This window comes from Shewanella sp. 4_MG-2023 (assembly GCF_030548015.1).
In the GTDB taxonomy this organism is placed as follows: domain Bacteria; phylum Pseudomonadota; class Gammaproteobacteria; order Enterobacterales; family Shewanellaceae; genus Shewanella.
In genome coordinates this window covers 16,452-33,975 of record NZ_JAUORL010000040.1, presented here as the reverse complement: position 1 = coordinate 33,975, position 17,524 = coordinate 16,452, and the positions used below count along the sequence as shown (strand labels likewise).

The following is a 17,524-nucleotide window of genomic DNA, read 5'->3' as shown; positions in this document are numbered from 1 at the left end:
CAGTTTTATAAAAATGCTGATAGATACGCGGGCAATAGCTATGAGCAGGTTAATTAAAATCAACGACCAACAAATAACCATCGCTTAACCCTATTTTAGAAAAATGCTCATAGATACCGGCGCTATCTGGTTAATTCAAATCAACATCTAACCCATAATCATCGCTTAACCCAGTTTTATAAAAATGCTGATAGATACGCGGGCAATAGCTATGAGCAGGTTAATTAAAATCAACGACCAACAAATAAACATCGCTTAACCCTATTTTAGAAAAATGCTCATAGATACCGGCGCTATCTGGTTAATTCAAATCAACATCTAACCCATAATCATCGCTTAACCCAGTTTTATAAAAATGCTGATAGATACGCGGGCAATAGCTATGAGCAGGTTAATTAAAATCAACGACCAACAAATAAACATCGCTTAACCCTATTTTAGAAAAATGCTATAGTGCGCCCCAAAGAGCGATTAACAATAGAGTGAATAAGCCATGAGTTTTAAGGATTTACGTAGCTTCATTGATCACCTTGAAGCTAATGGTGAACTAAAGCGGATTAGTTATGCTGTTGATCCCAATCTAGAAATGACTGAAATTGCCGATCGCGTCTTGCGCTCTGGCGGCCCTGCGTTGTTATTTGAAAACCCAACCAATAACGACATGCCAGTTTTAGTGAATTTATTTGGCACTCCAAAACGTGTTGCTATGGCGTTAGGTAAAGACGACCCACTGGCTTTGCGTGAAGTGGGTGAATTGCTAGCTTTTTTAAAAGAACCTGAGCCGCCAAGTGGCTTTAAAGACGCGATTGCCAAAATACCTAAGTTCAAACAAGCCTTAAACATGCCGCCAAAAACAGTACGTAACCCACCTTGTCAGGAAGTGGTATTAACTGGTGACGAGGTGGATTTAACCAAATTACCGGTACAACATTGCTGGCCTGGCGATGTGGCGCCTCTAGTGACTTGGGGATTAACCATTACTAAAGGTCCGCGCCAAAAAAGACAAAACTTAGGGATTTATCGCCAACAGTTATTAGGTAAAAACAAACTGATTATGCGCTGGCTTGATCACCGCGGCGGCGCATTAGACTTTAAAGATTTCAAAGAAAAACACCCAGGTGAGCGCTACCCTGTGGTGGTGGCATTAGGCGCCGATCCGGTGACTATTTTAGGCGCGGTAACCCCTGTGCCAGACTCAATGAGCGAATATGCTTTTGCGGGTTTACTGCGTGGTGAACGCACCGAAGTGTGCAAAGCCATCAGTTGCGACTTAGAAGTCCCAGCCACCAGCGAAATCATTTTAGAAGGCTATATTGACCCTGAAGAAATGGCTGAAGAAGGCCCTTATGGCGATCACACTGGTTACTATAACGAAACAGACAAGTTTCCAGTTTTCACCGTCACCCATATGACCCAGCGTAAAGATGCGATTTATCACAGCACCTACACAGGTCGTCCACCGGATGAGCCTGCCATGTTAGGTGTGGCGTTAAACGAAGTCTTTGTGCCGATTTTACGTAAGCAATATCCTGAAATTATCGACTTTTACTTGCCGCCTGAAGGTTGCTCGTATCGCATGGCAGTAATTTCAATTCGGAAGCAATATGCCGGTCATGCCAAACGGGTAATGATGGGCGCTTGGTCGTTCTTGCGACAGTTTATGTACACCAAATTCATCATCATCGTTGATGAAGACGTCAATTGCCGCGATTGGCAAGATGTGATTTGGGCGATTACCACCCGTATGGACCCAACAAGAGATACCGTAATGGTGGATAATACGCCGATTGATTACCTTGATTTTGCCTCGCCTATTGCCGGTTTAGGTTCAAAAATGGGCTTAGATGCGACCAATAAGTGGCCAGGCGAAACTGACAGAGAATGGGGCACGCCAATTGTGATGGATCCAGCAGTAAAAGATAAAGTGGATCAAATCTGGGACGAATTAGGTATTGATGATAGCCCAACGCTATAATGCCCAGCTAAAGAGTTAACCCTCTACCCTACAAATAAAATAAAAACACCCTTCAAAGAAAGGGCTACCAAGGATGTTAGATGAACACCATTCGCTGTAAAGTTGAAAAGATCACCCCATTTAATGATGCTGTTTTTCAGGTCATACTTAAACCAGAAGTCCCTTTTGACTTCAAAGCAGGGCAATACTTATCCATCGTTATGGGAGAAAAAGACAAACGTCCTTTTTCTATCGCCTCTGCACCTAACGCTGATTTAATTGAGCTGCACATTGGCGCCGCGGTATCAGAAAGCTACCCAATGCAAGTGGTTGAGCGCCTAAAAAACAACGAGTTTATTGATATTGAAGCCCCTGCTGGTGAGGCTTTTTTTCGTCAAGACAGCCAACGCCCTCGCATCATGATTGCTGGCGGCACGGGGTTTTCATACATTAAGAGTATTATTGAGCAGCAAATTGCTAGCGGCCATACAATAAAAACACAGTTTTACTGGGGTTGTCGTAACGAGCAAGCCATGTACTACCAAGACATTGCCCGCCAATGGCATGCAAACCATGAATGGTTAGAGTTTATTCCCGTTGTTGAAGATGCACCAACTAATTGGAATGGCAAAAAAGCAAATCTACTTGAGCAAATTAAGCAAGATTATGTCAGCTTAGTGGGCTACGATATTTATATTGCAGGGCGCTTTGATATGGTTGGCGCCGCCCGTGAAGTCTTTCGCGGTATTGGCGTAGAAGAAGCTCACTTATTCGGTGATGCATTCGCATTTATTAAGTAAGCTCATCTCATAAGCTGAGCAGTACATAAGTAATAGCACACTGCGTGCTCAGTAATACAAAAATGCCGACTTAATCAGTCGGTATTTTTTATTCAGCCCCGCCCTTTAAAGCCGTCATTAGCCTTGTGGTTCCGATATCAATTCATTACCATAATCGCCTCTTTTCTATTTTCTAGGCTTACTTAATAATGAAGTTATCTGTTTTAGACCAAACCATTTTTGACCACTTGTACCGTGATATCAAAGAATTTCGCAGCACCTTTGATTTACCTATCGAAAATGCATCAAGTCTAGATGACAAAGCCGATACCCTGCACACTTCACTTATCATTGAAGAGCTCACAGAGCTTGCTGAAGCGGATTGCCGCGTTGAACAAGCTGATGCCATCGTTGACTCTGTTTACGTATTAATGGGCCGTCTAGTCCACTTAGGTGCAGCAAAAGTCAGCGACCGTCTAGAAATTAGTTATTTAATTGATTTATTACTGGCGGTTGCTAAAAACCGTGAAGTTAACTTCATTGAATGTTGGGATGAAGTTCACTCAAGCAACATGAGTAAAGTGTGCCGCACTGAGCAAGAGTTAACTGAAACCATTGCTCACTATGCTAAACAAGGCGTTGACATTGTTGGTAGTACTAAGGGTGAATTCATCATTGCTAAGTGTGCTAAAGATGTTGAAATGGCAGGTAAAGTGGTTCGTCAAGGTAAGGTATTAAAATCCGTTTATTACCGCCCAGCTGATCTCGAAAAAATAGTAAAAAACTAAGCGAACGGCCGTATTAATAGTTTGCATAAAAAAATGCGTCCACTGTGGACGCATTTTTTTATGGGTTACGTTTAGTGTAAATATGAATTTTTAAGCCGCTTCAGACTGCTCAATATCAGCCAGTGCCGCGACCACCTTTTCTGGTTCAACCACATTAATATGCACCACAGTCAGCTTTTCAACTAACTGCCCTAATCCACCAAAATACCATTGTGGCGTTTTAAAACGGATAGTGAGATTAGTCTGCTCACCTCGCCCTATTGATAATTCGTCATCGACAACCTTTTTGGTTGCTTGATTCACTGCAACCGTTTCAATCTCGTTAATATCGATCGCCATAAAACCCCAAATGGCATTATTAACCACTAACCTGTTGCGGATTCGATACATGGAATAACGGCGTGATATACGATAATTTGCCACCAGCATCACCAAGGTTAAACTGATGATTGAAGAGACGATAATCGCGGCTAATTCACTCCAGTTAACCAAAATCATATAGCTGGCAACACAGCTAGTTAAACAACCGCTAAGCATTAATGACAAATGCCAAGGCTTGGCACTCAATAGCTTAATGTGGCTAATGCCAGTGGGATGATTACGTGAAAACCATGGAATGGCGTAATACCAGTTAGTCGGCTCTCCAGCCACGATGAAGGCGATAAACAAAGCCTTTTCATCATCTGCGTATACCTCAACCGCACTCACTCGTGGATCGCCCTTTACCTTTCTGACCTTCAATAAGCCACGAATAATAGTAAACACTAAGTAAGCTTCAATGATCAACAACACCCCAATAATGGGGTACTTTAACCAAGCTACAAACTCAAAATAGTCGGCGATATCTGCCGGAAAGCTCAGCCTCGCCACCAAGCTGCTGGTACTTAAAATAATAATCAGCTTCCACCATTTCTGGCTGCCTTTTTTGATAATGCAGTACCAATATGCCAACGGTATTAAGCCAAAGTAGCCGATAGCGATAAGGCTTAGTCTTAGCTCGTCATTAGCAGTCGCTAGGGATTCTGGGGTTAACTGCACGCCAATAGTAAACAGTACTATCGCAAAGGCTAAAAACAGCAGTCGGTACTTAACTATGGGTCTCATATAACAATCCTTGTTATTGTTCTATAACTTAAAATTATGTTTATAACTTATGTTTATGGCTTATGTTTATGGCATAGGTTTATTGCTTAAATGTCTTATTTTTTGATAGAACTATTATTGCGCCTAATCAGTGACCACTAACCCCCGTTTTAGCATCAAACAGCCAGTCTAAGCCATAGATCGCCGACATCGGAAACGCCATACTGTGATTGGCTACAGGCATTAGCATTAACTTGGCATTGATACCTGAACCATTAGCTGCAGTTAAGCGATTTTTTTGTTGTAGCAGCTGATAAAATGACTTGGCATCTGCCACCATATCTTGCCCAAACTCGCTGTTTTCTGCCGTTTCTAACTCTCCGACACCAATAAATACATTGGCATTTATTGATTTAGTGATAAATTCCGGCTCGCGAAATTGCTTTAGTAACTGCTGGTTATCAAACCAAAATGGCGGACTCGCCAGTACATAGTTATTAAATAATGCGGGCTTATTACGTAAGATATAGGCGCCAAACAAGCCCCCTAACGCATGGCCAACATAGGTGTTTTGCCATGGCTGAGTGCGATAATGCTGATTCATATAAGGGATAATTTTATTGGCAAACAACTGCATGTGGCGCTGGGCCTCACCGGTGGCTTGGGTTCTGTTAGTATCAACTGACGGGGTGTAATCACGCATACGACTTGCTGCGGGGCTGCGGCCTTGCTGTCCTGATACTGCCACTAAAATAGCCTGCTGCATATCAGTACGGTCCATAGACAAACGAGTCACACCAGAGACCACTTGCAAGCTGTACACAGCATCAGTCATATAAATAACCGGATAGCTTTTTAGCTTATCAATTTGGTTATAGCTATTGGGCAGTTTGATATAAAGATTATAGGTGCGATCGCTATCCTCTACCTCAACCACTGTGGTATTCGGTATGGTAAAGCTTGCAAACGCGGCGGGCACCGCGCTTAAAAAGAGGCTACAGCATACGATACTGCGAAAAAGTATCATAAAGCGAGAAATGGTCATCAGCTATCCTTGTTGATGTAATTTTTCGCCCTATTCTACGCACTTATTGAAGAAAATAAATAATCTGCGCTCAATGCCATAAATAAAGCAAATCCGGCCCAGTTATTATTTAGAAAAGCCTTAAAACATGGCGCGCGTTCGCGACCATAAATAAGCCATTGCTGATAACTGCTAAAGGCAATAAAGGTGCTAATGCCAATGCCATACAATAACCCACGTTCAGCAGACCAACCGGCCATAATAAAACACCCTAGGGCCGCTAACTGAAACGCGGCAATCCATTGGCGGTCGTATCGGCCAAATAAAATGGCTGTGGATTTAATGCCGACTTTTAAGTCATCATCTCTATCAACCATGGCATACATGGTGTCGTAAGCTACCGTCCAACACCAATTGGCAACAAATAACCACCAAGCTTCCATGGGCACATAACCTAGCTGCGCAGCGTAGGCCATAGGAATTGACCAGCTCCACACTATGCCTAAAAACATTTGCGGCATATTGGTTACCCGTTTCATAAACGGGTACATGATGGTTAAGATAATGCCGACAACCGATAGTTTTACCACTAGCGGATTTAAAAATAATACTAAGCTAAACGCGATTAATGCCATCACCACAAATAATATCAGCGCTTCCTTACTGCTGATTTCACCTGAGGCTAAAGGCCGCATCTTAGTGCGCTCAACATGGGCATCAAGTTTTCGATCTGCAAAGTCGTTAATCACGCAACCACAAGCACGCATAACGACCACCCCTAGCATAAAGATGATCAACACCTTCACATCAGGCATGCCACCCGCTGCAAGCAATAACGCCATTAAACACGGCCACATTAGCAACAAGGTACCAATGGGCCTATCAAGGCGCGTTAAGCGTTTATAAACCGATATTTTTTGTTGTAACATCCATGAGACTGCTGACATGGTTTACTTCACTCCTGCAATTGAAGTTGTATCACTTCTTATTTGTCATCTCGCATAACCCACGAGTGACTTTATTATTTCGCTTAGAATTATGTCCGCTCTAGTAAAAAATTACCCTAACACGCTTCAAGTTTTGCCAATGAAACCAGTAACCATTTGCTACCAAAGTCTGTAAAACTGACTTGAACACGCGCTTTATCTGCTGTGCCTTCAAAATCTGTCACTATGCCTTGGCCAAATTTAAAGTGTTTTACTTTTTGACCCACTTTAAAGCCACTGTCATTGGCAATAGATTGTCTTGGCACATTAAAACGGCTGCTCATTTTAGGCGCTGACACTGACGCTTTCATGCGAATTTCTTCAACATACTGGCTGGGGATTTCACCAATAAAACGCGATGGACTGGCATAGTCCTCACGGCCATAAATGCGGCGTGACTCAGCATAACTGATATACAATTTTTGCATCGCACGAGTCATGCCTACATAACAAAGACGGCGTTCTTCATCTAAACGATCACCTTCATCTAATGCCATTTTACTTGGAAAAATACCTTCCTCAACCCCAGCCATAAACACCACTGGGAACTCCAAGCCTTTAGCTGAATGCAAGGTCATTAGCTGCACGGCATCGGTAAACTTGTCTGCTTGGCCTTCGCCCGCTTCTAATGCTGCGTGAGATAAAAAGGCATTTAGCTCGCCCATATCTTCAAGTTCTTCTGGCATTTCAAAACTGCGGGCAGCGGTGACCAGCTCATTTAAGTTTTCGACTCGTGATTGGGCTTTTTCGCCTTTTTCGGCTTCGTACATAGCTCGCAGGCCTGAACGCTGGATAACCTTGTCGGCCATGCCATATAGACTCATATCGGCAGTATCAGTGCGCATGCCAATCACTAAATCCATAAAGCCATTCACGGCATTGGCAGCGCGGCCAGTAAGGACTTTTTCTTCAATTAAGCGCAAGCTTGCCTGCCACATAGTCATTTCTTGCTGACGTGCGGTTGAGCGAATGATATCAAGGGTACGATTACCAATACCGCGAGTTGGGGTGTTAACCACCCGTTCAAAAGCAGCATCATCATTTTGATTATTGATAAGACGCATATAACCCATGGCATCTTTAATCTCTTGGCGCTCGAAGAAACGCAGGCCACCGTAAATTCGGTAAGCTAGCCCTTTATGGAGTAAGGCTTCTTCTAATACTCGCGACTGGGCATTGGAGCGGTATAAAATGGCACACTCTTCTAACTTGCCGCCGTTATTTTGCCACTCAGCCATTTTGCCAACAATAAAGCGCGCTTCATCCATTTCATTAAAGGCGCAATAAACCGCAATAGGCTCACCCGCATCGTCTTCAGTCCACAGTTTTTTACCTAAACGCTCAGGGTTGTTGGCAATTAGATCATTGGACGCATTAAGGATATTGGCTGTGGAGCGATAGTTTTGCTCCAGCTTAACCGTGGTGGAACCTGGGAAATCGGTTAAGAATTTATGTAGATTCTCAACTTGGGCACCGCGCCAGCCGTAAATAGATTGATCGTCATCGCCAACAATCATCACATTGGCTTCTTTGCCTGCCAGCACTCGGATCCACGCATATTGAATGGCGTTGGTATCTTGGAATTCGTCCACCAAGATATGCTTAAAGCGTTCTTGATAATGGGCTAATACATGGGGTTTATTGAGCCATAATTCATGGGCGCGCAATAAAATTTCAGCAAAATCAACAAGGCCTGCTCGGTCGCAAGATTCTTGATAAATTTTATAGATGTTTAATAAGTTTTGCTCAATAGGAAAACCACCCGCATCGATATGCTTTGGGCGTAAGCCTTGGTCTTTTTTGCCATTAATGTAGCCTTGGCACTGACGCGGCGGATATTGCTTGTCATCTAAATTGAGACTTTTAAGAATACGTTTTAATAAACGTAACTGATCGTCTGAATCAATAATTTGGAAGCTTTGGGGTAAATTGGCATCTTTAAAGTGAGTGCGCAGCAAACGATGGGCTAAACCGTGGAAAGTACCAATCCACATACGGCCCATGTTACTGCCAACCACTTTCTCAACCCGCTCACGCATTTCTGCCGCGGCTTTATTGGTAAAGGTTACCGCAAGGATAGAGTATGGACTTTGTTGTTCGACCTGCATAAGCCAAGCAATACGATGGGTTAATACCCGAGTTTTACCACTGCCTGCTCCAGCTAAAACTAACATGCTTGAAAGCGGTGCGCCCACTGCTTCACGCTGCTTTGCGTTTAGGCCGTCTAATAATGATGATACGTCCATTGGTCCTCCCAAAAATCAAGCTGGAAGTATACCAGTTCCTAGGCGGCTGCGACTAGGAACTGTAACGGATTCTTTATGGGGATTTTATTGTGATGACTTGTGAGCTAAGTAGCGGGCTGAACTAAAACCACTGCGTAGCAATTTAAGCAATCTCAGCGGCCACTACCGAGATTTCAACCAATAATGCCTCACGGGCCATTTTAGCGGCAACACAAGCTCGAGCAGGGGCGTAACCTTCAATGACCCAGGCATCCCATACCGCGTTCATTTCAGCAAAGTAAGCCATATCTTTTACGTAAATGGTTGCCGATAACATATGCTTTTTATCACTGCCCGCCTGCAGTAATAAGGCTTCCACTTTGTCCAACATGGTTTGGGTTTGTTCGGTGATGTCTTTAGTGGCATCTTGGCAAACTTGGCCACATAAATAGATGGTGCCGTTATGTTTGACAATCCGGCTCATACGGGTTTTAGTTTCAATTCTTTCAATGCTCATGGTGCGCTCTTTTAATCTGTTAATGTCGCTATTATCAGTTAAGTCAGCTCACAATGACAACTGAGAAAATATAGCTATCCAATAACTCGCGCATTTAAGCAGGCTGTTAATCAAAAATAAAAATGCCTTGTCAGCAGTATCTGGCTAACAAGGCATAAGATTGAAATACGATTGATTATTTGAATATTAGTTAATCACTAAGACTTGTGGGTCATTGGTTAAGCTATGACTCCACTGCTGATAGATAGGCTCACTGCCATCATAAAACCATACCACTGCCATTAATGCTCGTTGATGGTTGGCCACCAATAACTCTTCAGACAATGCGCCTTCATCAAGGGCGCCACGTAATAAGCAAGATTCAAAGTTCACGCTCACTTGGGTGCCATTTTGCTGATAATCGTCACACAATGAAAAGTAACCACGCTTACTTGATGCGAGCTGCACATCAATGCTTAAAGTAAACGCCGCTTGTAGATCAAAATCGGCATCAACCACCAAGTCATCAATTGAGGTTGCTGGCGGCGTTTCTGGCTCTGTAGGTGTTTCAGGTTCCGTTGGCGTCTCAGGTGTCGTTGTCTCTGGTGTTGTATCTGTCGTGGTATCTGGTGTTGATGTCGCAGGTGTTGTCACCGCAGGCGTCGTTGCTGTTGCAGGCGAGCTATCATCGCCACCACCGCCGCCACAGGCTGTTAAAAAGCTTAATGATAGAGCCATGGCTAGGCTAGTGGCTCTTTTAGTCCCTATTTTAGTGCCTGTGTTACAAGCCGTGTTAATGCCTGTTTTCATGCCTGTGTTAATGGCATTCTTCGCTGTTAATAACGTATTTGCTGCCACTTGAGTTTGAGTTAATGTATTCATAATATTCACCTTAAAATTCCATTTCTTGCTTAAATTGATTGATTAAATTCACACTAATTACTGTCAGGGTTAATCCTTAAACAGTAGCGAGTCAGTGGCGGTCAAATACCAATAAGGTTTGGTCTCACCGCTGGCATCTGCAGCAAACTCAATAAACTCAACATAAGCGGCATCAACACGTTGTAGCTCTGCAGGGTGCTGCCATGTATCAGGCACCTCAATTGCCCAACTCATACCATTTTGGTCTTGGAAATAGTGCCCTTGTGATGCCGTTGAAGCATCGTCATGCATCCCTAAAAATCGCGTATCAAATTTATCGGTTGGTGCTTTGTTTTTCAGATGGATCTCTAATTTACGTCCTGGGTTTTTACCATCAGTAATATTCTTAGCCGCTAGGCTATGATCCGTACCTGGAGTGGCAAAAATGAATGGGTCATAGGGGAACTCAGGCATATCATCAACATGTACCGCATCAACAAACGGCACTGTCATTTGCCATGTTGCGCGGTATTGGGTGCCGCAACCCGGTTCAGTTCTGAAATATTGACAGCCATTACCCGCACTGACGTGTTGCCATAAGTCTTCAGTAAATAACAGCACCGCATTGGTTTGCCCGTCTTCAAGTGGTGAGCTGGTCTGCTTAACCCCTTGGGCGCTCCACTCAATGGCTGACTCTTGCACATTGCCGCGGCCAATATCATGTAATTGCACCGCAAAGCCATTGTGATACCAAGCGCCCATTGCCACTAATTGCGCATCAAAGCCCACGCGACGAACCATGTCATTTTTACTGTATTGGCTAATACGTAACTGCATCACCACATCGTTCATATCAAAGTCACCTTGAAAAGGGTATAAATCCTCATAAGCTAACGTGGTGTATTCTGACGATGAGGGGTAATAGCTGATAGTGATGCCGGTTTCAGTGACAGTGATAGGATAATCTTCCACTTCACCATCACTGACACCACCTGTTGGTAATAAGCTGGCCTCTGAGCTCAAACGAAAACGTGACCAGGTTGCGCCAGTTTTAGCCCAATTAGGTACGTTAATCGTCACAGTTGATGTGCCGCTACTCACTGAGCGGGCAATAATCACTTGGTCTTCACTATCAAACTGACCATCTTGGCCCCAATCAATCCAGCCGTTAATATAAGCACCATCCCCTTCTACTGTGATTAATAACACCGCCTCTTCACCCACTTCAAAACCGGTTGGCATGCTGATACCATCTTCATCATCAATACCATCACTTTCATCATCAGATAACGGCGCAGGATAACCGTCGGACTCATTATCAATAACACTGCCTAATGACATGCCGGCAACCATATTATGGCGGGCACCATTTGAATCAATTAGGGTACCGTAACTGTCTGGCGCATCACCAAAATCAACATTGTCTCCCACTGGCACTTCTGCTAATGCACAACGAGCACCATCATTTGAAGAAGATGACGGCCCGTATGAAAACAACTCTGCGGTAGGGTTATCACTTTCAACGTTGACCTTATACACATTGCCATCGCCGTTGTTACTTAAATAAAGGTTGCCATCGGGGTCAAAAAACTGCGCCCCAAAGGTAAAGCTACCACTGCTTTTAGTAATAACGGTTGCTAAGGTTTCAGCGGCACCTGTTGTGGGGTCAATCTTGAGTAAGTTACCTGTACTGCCGTTAGTCACTGCGTATAAAAAGCCGTTGCTTGGATGAAAGGCAAAATCTGTTACGTTGTAAGTGGCATTGGTTTTACTGCCTGGGACAATGTTCATTGGGTGATTATTGCCATCTAACGGCACAGTAAATAAGCCTTGGTTTTTACGGTATCCGTACCAAACGTTTTCATTGATGGCGACATCACCTACGTAGAAGTTACCCGCTGCAGCAGCTGAGCTGTCTTTTACGATCGTTAGTGGCTCAACTTGGTAATCTTCACCCACCTTACCGACAGTGCCATGCTGATAATCCCAGCCATAAAGGTAATTATCTGTGTAGCTGAAACCAACACCATTAAATCCTTTGGTCAGTCCCATATCAGGCGACAATACCGAATAACTACCGGTACCAAGTTCAACTCCAAAGGTTTTTGGAATGCCTGCTGGCGTTTGAATAATAAATGCTTCGGTAGGACAGGCATTGAATGGCTCAGCGGCATTGGTATTAGCACTGAACAAAGCCATGCTAGTACCAATAGCAATACTGCTTAAACCAAGAATATTGATGATTTGAGAGTGAAGTGGTTTCACGTTAACTATTGTTGTGTTTAATGTTTGCATATTGGCATCTCGCTATTCGTTATCAGGATGTACTGGGATAATGCATAGTGGATGCCAACTTTTATTGTTGCTTAAATACAATAGCTTATACTTATAACGAGATTGTAGTTCAATGCTAGAATGCATTCTGCAACGCATTCTGAATTTAAGAAGATGGGGTATTGGAGTGAGAAGGGGTATTAAGTCAGGGTGCTAGAGATGAGTCACTTTTACATAATTAAGTGTTAGCTGGTTTTCTTATGTTTCCAAACTGCATTTGGATTTAAACCATGGGTTTTCTTTTTGTATTTCCAAACTTCGTTTGGATTAACGTCGTGGGTTTTCCACCCACACCCGACCAAAAGGGTATCAACAGCAATACCCTCTTGGATCACCTTGCTGCCCCCGACGAAAAATGCTGAAAAGCGCATGTTTTCAAGGGATTGATCCAGCTTTTAACTTCGTTTGTTGCTAACTTCGGACCCTGTTTATTATAAAGAGTGAAAATGCTAACGCTTCCGATGGTGCATCCATGCTCCGCGAAAGCTATGCTCACATCCATGTGAGCATCACGCTATTTTCTTCAACATCCTCAATTCAAATTGAGCCTTTTAGCAGATTAGATTCTTGATCTTTTAGCTTTTTAATTACCACGAATACAATCAAATCGAAGAGATAATAAACCCAGTGTAGATGCAGCAGCGAGCTTCCAAAACAGGGATGTTTTGGCAGAGCTTACATGGACGTACTTGCAGCGTCTCGCAGTTGTATCTACACATAAGCCTGCGGCAGGCAATGGATTAGATTGAAGTAATGGACTTAGATAAGCTAGCCAACAAAAACTAAGTAAAACATTGAACTAGGCTCATAAGTTATATTAAGGTAGAACCACTTAAGGACAGAGTTAGCTAACCTCGAACGCAATCTTCGAGCACGCCATTTAGGGAAGAAAAAGCCATTAAATAATGATGTGCCTATCAACTCCCTTATAAAGTTTACTCTGACCACACTAGTTAAGGAGTTTTCATGGGTAGCATACATAATTACTATTTAGTTGGGTTCATGCTCTTATCCGCAATTTTAAATGCATTCATAGAAAATGAGAGTATCGGAATAAAGTTACTTTGCTTACTTTTATTATTCACAACTTTCATCTTTGCCTCTCTCTTTCATTCTTTAAAGGTTAAAGTTGCAAAAGAGAAAACGACGAACAAAGCACACATAATAAGCTGATTAATAGGAAAATTTAACTATTCACCCCTCAAAATTTTAGCCAACTATTTTTTGCCAATTAGTAGGGCTTTAGGAGATTTGCGATGATTTCATATCAATCAACAGCCGATCTTTATGCATCGGCAGATATTACATTTAAAAACATGCGCTCATATTATGAACACTATTCTGTAAATTGGGAACAGTCTAAGATACATGAGCAAATTGTTGACCTAGAAAACTGGGACATTCTTTACAACGCTTCGGTCGTGGGTGCAATTCGTTTAGCCTTTGATAATGATGGGTGTTATATCCGAGATTTACAGGTTAGTGAAAAATTTCAAAATAATGGTATTGGTGCAGCAGCCCTAACAGAGTGTGAACGGTTAGCAATTAAAGCTGGTGTAAATAAACTTAGGCTACGAGTTCTCAAAATTAGTCCTGCATATCATCTATACATTAAGAATGGCTTTGAGGTAGATAAAGAAGAAGATAGGTTCTTTTATATGTCGAGAAAAATCTCCTAACAAGAAATTAATCACATTAACCATTTAACACTCAACCACGCTTATCTTCCAATAGCTGCACAAATAAGCTTTTCCATGCTTGTTGAAGCTGCAGCCATTGCTGAGTACGCCAATCCTCGATTTGGGCATGCTGCTGTTTTTGACCATGATTGTCGACTTGCTCATAAACGTAAGCAGGCACATGGCTTGATAATAGAGCGCTTGATGAGTTAACACTCGATAAGTAACGCTCAATAGCATCGGCCAGTGAGTTAACAAATTGCTTATCATCTTGGCCGCTAACCTTAGCCTCAACGATATTACCCATGTTTTGCAGTTGATGCTGACGAATTTGATCCCCCAAACCATCCACATCGGTTGAGATAATGGCTTTACTCATTGCCATAGATTCAATAAATACTAAACCAAAAGGCTCCCAGCGTGATGGAATAATTACCCCGTCACATTGGTCTAAAAAGCGAGGCACATCGTCAACCTTGCCCACCAGCTTTATATTATCAAGCTGAGAAACTAACTGTTGTAGCAAAGGTAATTGCTCACCTTCACCGGCTAACAATAATCGACACGGTGACTTAACCTGATGCATGGCTTTGAGTAATAAATCAAAGCCTTTTTGTGGATGAAATCGGCCATAGGCGGCTAACACAGGAACCCTATGATTAGCGTTTTTTGGGGAGTGGCTTTTGTTGGCGATAAAACAGCTTAAGTCTCGCCCCTGCCCTAACTGAGCGATTTTGTCTGCAGGTAATAGCTTATGAGCTAGCATCCATCGCTGCTGTGAGGGTGAAATGGACACCACTTTATTCATTAACCGATAGCTTAATTTAAGCATGAAATAGAAACGTTGCGGATGTGCAATTTGCTGATTAACAAACTGTTCGCTGTAGTGATGTTCTTGCAGGATAAATATGATCTTAGGATGACGCAATCTGAGCCATGCAATATTTAGCAGTTTGCGCCAGTTTGAGGCGCCATGAAAACAGACAATATCAGCGTCCAATGTCGTATTCTGCCAACGGCTAAAATCCAGCTGACGAATGTCAAATTCAAATGCCAAAGTGAGGATGTCAGAGCCACACAAACTGTGCAACGCAAAATTAACGCCGCCCATATTAGGGTCATCGACACAATGCAAAATTCTCGCTTTCACTCTGACTCCTTGAGCTATCAATAACCGGCTTATTAAATTAAAGCACTGTTAAAACAATATACTTGTCTCAGTTAAATCGCAAAATTTACTACGCGTTCAGCTTCAGTCCGTCGTTAAATACTTTTGCTAAATACATAATGTTAAATACATAAAAAAAGAGGCTAAACTTAGCCTCTTTTAATTAAATTTTACCACTAAACAATTATTTGGCTTTCTTATTATCTTCCAGACCCATGCTATCCATCCAATAATCAAAATTAATCATATTGCCGGGTAACACCACACGGTTATCTTTATCTTTTAAGCCATCAAGCTGTTTGAGGTATTGTTCACCTAACTGCAGTCTTAAGGCACTCTGACCGCCGGGTTTAGAGATCACTACCGCCAAGCGCTCAATGGATTCTGCAGTGGCTTTAGCAAGCGTTAAAATCTCTTCGCCTTTGCCTTCAGCCTCATTGATACGGCGCTGCATTTCACCCTCTGAGCGGTTAATGGTTTCAGCCATCACACCTTCTGAGCGGTTAATTTTACTCTGCTTGTCACCTTCACTTTGGGCTAATAATGCACGGCGCTCACGCTCAGCATTAACCTGCATTTCCATGGCATTTTTAACGGTTTCTGGTGGGGTAATGTTTTTAATTTCATAACGATGCACTCGAATCCCCCAAATCGCTCCAGCTTCGTCCAGCACTTGTACGACCTTGGCCGAGATAATGTCGCGCTCTTCAAACGTGCGGTCTAAATCTAAGGTACCAATGACTGAACGTGTGGTGGTTTGCGCTAATTGGATCGCTGCATAACGATAATCCGTTATGCCGTAACTGGCTTTAACGGGATCGGTAATCGAGATATAAATGACGCCGTCTACTTCAACGTTAACTTCATCGCTAGAAAAACACTCTTGCGGTGGCACATCGATAGTTTCTTCTTTTAGGTCATGGATATAGGCCACTTTATCAACAAAAGGCACTAAAGCATGAAAACCGGCATCTAAGGTGCTGTGATATTTACCTAGTCGCTCAACAATGTAAGCTGACTTAGTGGGTACTAAGCGGATAGATTGGAATAATTTCAGCACAAAAATAACAAAAATCACCCCCCAAATACCCATAACAATTAAATCGGTATCAATTCCATTCAACATTAGCGTGCTCCTTTTACTGGGCTGTTAGTTACGGCATGGGTCACTTGCTCCATCCCTTCAAAGAAGCCTTCTAACTTGGCCATTTCAGCAGGCACCACTGAGACTTGTGTTTCAGTTAAAATGTCACCCACTTGGCTAATAAACTGCTCTTTCAGCATCATATTCATCGCATCGTTACCACCTTGGTTAGCCAGTGCGGTGCAAATCATATCCATGCCTTCAGCTTTCGCTTTGGCAATAATGGTAATTTCTTGGCCAGAGCCAATCGCTTCATTAATGCGTTTTCGCTTTTGCCCTTCTGAGAGGTTAATGGCCTCTTGGCGCTCACCTTGAGAGATATTAATCATGGCGTCTTTTTCAGCATTGGCTAAAGTGATTTCAGCCCGTTTTCTACGCTCAGCTTCCATCTGTTTTTCAAGGGTGTGGATCACGTGTATTGATGGGGAGATATTTTTAATCTCATAGCGAAGCACTTTAATGCCCCAAGGATCTGACGCTTTGTCAATTTCACGAACAATAGACTCGTTCAAACTGTCACGCTCTGAAAAGGTTTGCGATAGGGTCAATTTACCAATTTCTGAACGCATGGTGGTTTGCGCGAGGTTAACCGCAGCTTTACGGTAATTTTCGATACCGTAACTGGCTAACTTGCCATCCATCACTTTAAGGTAGACCAAACCATCAACTTCCAGCTGGGTGTTATCTTTTGAAATACAACTTTGTGGTGGTACATCTAGTACTTCTTCACGAGTATCGTGGCGATAAGCTACCCGATCAACAAATGGCACTAAAAAGTGAAACCCTGGTTGTAATACGGTTCTAAATTTACCTAAGCGCTCAATCACATTGACCTCTCGCATCGGTACAATCAACATCAATTTATATAAGATAAAAAATATAAATAAAATGGCTATAGTTAGTTCAAACATATGTCCCCTTCCTTTTGCAAAACATGTTCAGGTAGCGTAGCCCCCTATACATGACTTAATTCCTTTACTCAGTTGGCACTCTGTGTGGTGAC

General features: G+C 42.8%; 14 protein-coding genes. 4 read left to right on the top strand and 10 right to left on the bottom strand.

Features of this window, described 5'->3' with window-relative positions; all coding sequences use genetic code 11:
* The first annotated feature begins 493 nt into the window (after positions 1-493).
* The 3 genes from ubiD (at position 494) to Q4546_RS17340 (ending at position 3,521) form a co-directional block, all read left to right on the top strand.
* A complete protein-coding gene (gene ubiD / locus Q4546_RS17350; protein ID WP_102440093.1) occupies positions 494-1,975 on the top strand; it encodes a 4-hydroxy-3-polyprenylbenzoate decarboxylase in 1,482 nt (493 codons plus the stop codon).
* Positions 1,976-2,055: 80 nt separating this feature from the next.
* On the top strand, positions 2,056-2,754 hold the full coding sequence (fre, locus tag Q4546_RS17345; RefSeq protein ID WP_303446724.1) for an NAD(P)H-flavin reductase: 699 nt from the start codon (positions 2,056-2,058) through the stop codon (positions 2,752-2,754).
* Between the two features lie 188 nt (positions 2,755-2,942).
* Positions 2,943-3,521, top strand: coding sequence for a nucleoside triphosphate pyrophosphohydrolase family protein (locus Q4546_RS17340; protein ID WP_102520498.1), 579 nt, complete (start codon positions 2,943-2,945; stop codon positions 3,519-3,521).
* A 90-nt stretch (positions 3,522-3,611) separates the two neighbouring features.
* On the opposite strand, the gene Q4546_RS17335 is transcribed toward Q4546_RS17340, so the two are convergent.
* The 7 genes from Q4546_RS17335 to Q4546_RS17305 all read right to left on the bottom strand — a co-directional run bounded on the left by Q4546_RS17335 (position 3,612) and on the right by Q4546_RS17305 (position 12,491).
* A complete protein-coding gene (locus Q4546_RS17335; protein ID WP_303446721.1) occupies positions 3,612-4,625 on the bottom strand; it encodes a hypothetical protein in 1,014 nt (337 codons plus the stop codon).
* Between the two features lie 127 nt (positions 4,626-4,752).
* Complete coding sequence (locus tag Q4546_RS17330) at positions 4,753-5,649, bottom strand: alpha/beta hydrolase (protein WP_102436897.1); 897 nt, start codon at positions 5,647-5,649, stop codon at positions 4,753-4,755.
* A 35-nt stretch (positions 5,650-5,684) separates the two neighbouring features.
* Positions 5,685-6,557, bottom strand: coding sequence for a 4-hydroxybenzoate octaprenyltransferase (ubiA, locus tag Q4546_RS17325; protein WP_303446726.1), 873 nt, complete (start codon positions 6,555-6,557; stop codon positions 5,685-5,687).
* Between the two features lie 134 nt (positions 6,558-6,691).
* Positions 6,692-8,860, bottom strand: coding sequence for a DNA helicase II (uvrD, locus tag Q4546_RS17320; protein WP_102531980.1), 2,169 nt, complete (start codon positions 8,858-8,860; stop codon positions 6,692-6,694).
* Positions 8,861-9,002: 142 nt separating this feature from the next.
* Positions 9,003-9,356: a RidA family protein gene (locus Q4546_RS17315; RefSeq protein WP_102436903.1), complete on the bottom strand. Its 354-nt coding sequence runs from the start codon at positions 9,354-9,356 to the stop codon at positions 9,003-9,005.
* A 186-nt stretch (positions 9,357-9,542) separates the two neighbouring features.
* The gene (locus Q4546_RS17310; RefSeq protein WP_303446719.1) at positions 9,543-10,217 is read right to left on the bottom strand and encodes a hypothetical protein; all 675 of its coding nucleotides are present in this window, start codon (positions 10,215-10,217) and stop codon (positions 9,543-9,545) included.
* 69 nt (positions 10,218-10,286) lie between these two features.
* A complete protein-coding gene (locus Q4546_RS17305; protein WP_303446717.1) occupies positions 10,287-12,491 on the bottom strand; it encodes an LruC domain-containing protein in 2,205 nt (734 codons plus the stop codon).
* A 1,295-nt stretch (positions 12,492-13,786) separates the two neighbouring features.
* On the opposite strand from Q4546_RS17305, the gene Q4546_RS17300 reads away from it, so the two are divergent.
* On the top strand, positions 13,787-14,209 hold the full coding sequence (locus Q4546_RS17300) for an N-acetyltransferase (protein WP_102436908.1): 423 nt from the start codon (positions 13,787-13,789) through the stop codon (positions 14,207-14,209).
* A gap of 31 nt (positions 14,210-14,240) precedes the next feature.
* Here Q4546_RS17300 and Q4546_RS17295 read toward each other — a convergent pair whose 3' ends face one another.
* The 3 genes from Q4546_RS17295 to Q4546_RS17285 all read right to left on the bottom strand — a co-directional run bounded on the left by Q4546_RS17295 (position 14,241) and on the right by Q4546_RS17285 (position 17,432).
* Positions 14,241-15,359, bottom strand: a complete 1,119-nt coding sequence (locus Q4546_RS17295) for a glycosyltransferase family 4 protein (protein ID WP_303446716.1) — start codon at positions 15,357-15,359, stop codon at positions 14,241-14,243.
* 202 nt (positions 15,360-15,561) lie between these two features.
* Complete coding sequence (locus Q4546_RS17290) at positions 15,562-16,503, bottom strand: SPFH domain-containing protein (RefSeq protein WP_102436912.1); 942 nt, start codon at positions 16,501-16,503, stop codon at positions 15,562-15,564.
* Positions 16,503-17,432 (bottom strand): slipin family protein, encoded by a 930-nt coding sequence (locus Q4546_RS17285; protein ID WP_102436914.1) that lies wholly within the window; start codon positions 17,430-17,432, stop codon positions 16,503-16,505. The genes Q4546_RS17290 and Q4546_RS17285 overlap by 1 nt, the downstream gene beginning before the upstream one ends.
* Positions 17,433-17,524 lie beyond the last annotated feature (92 nt).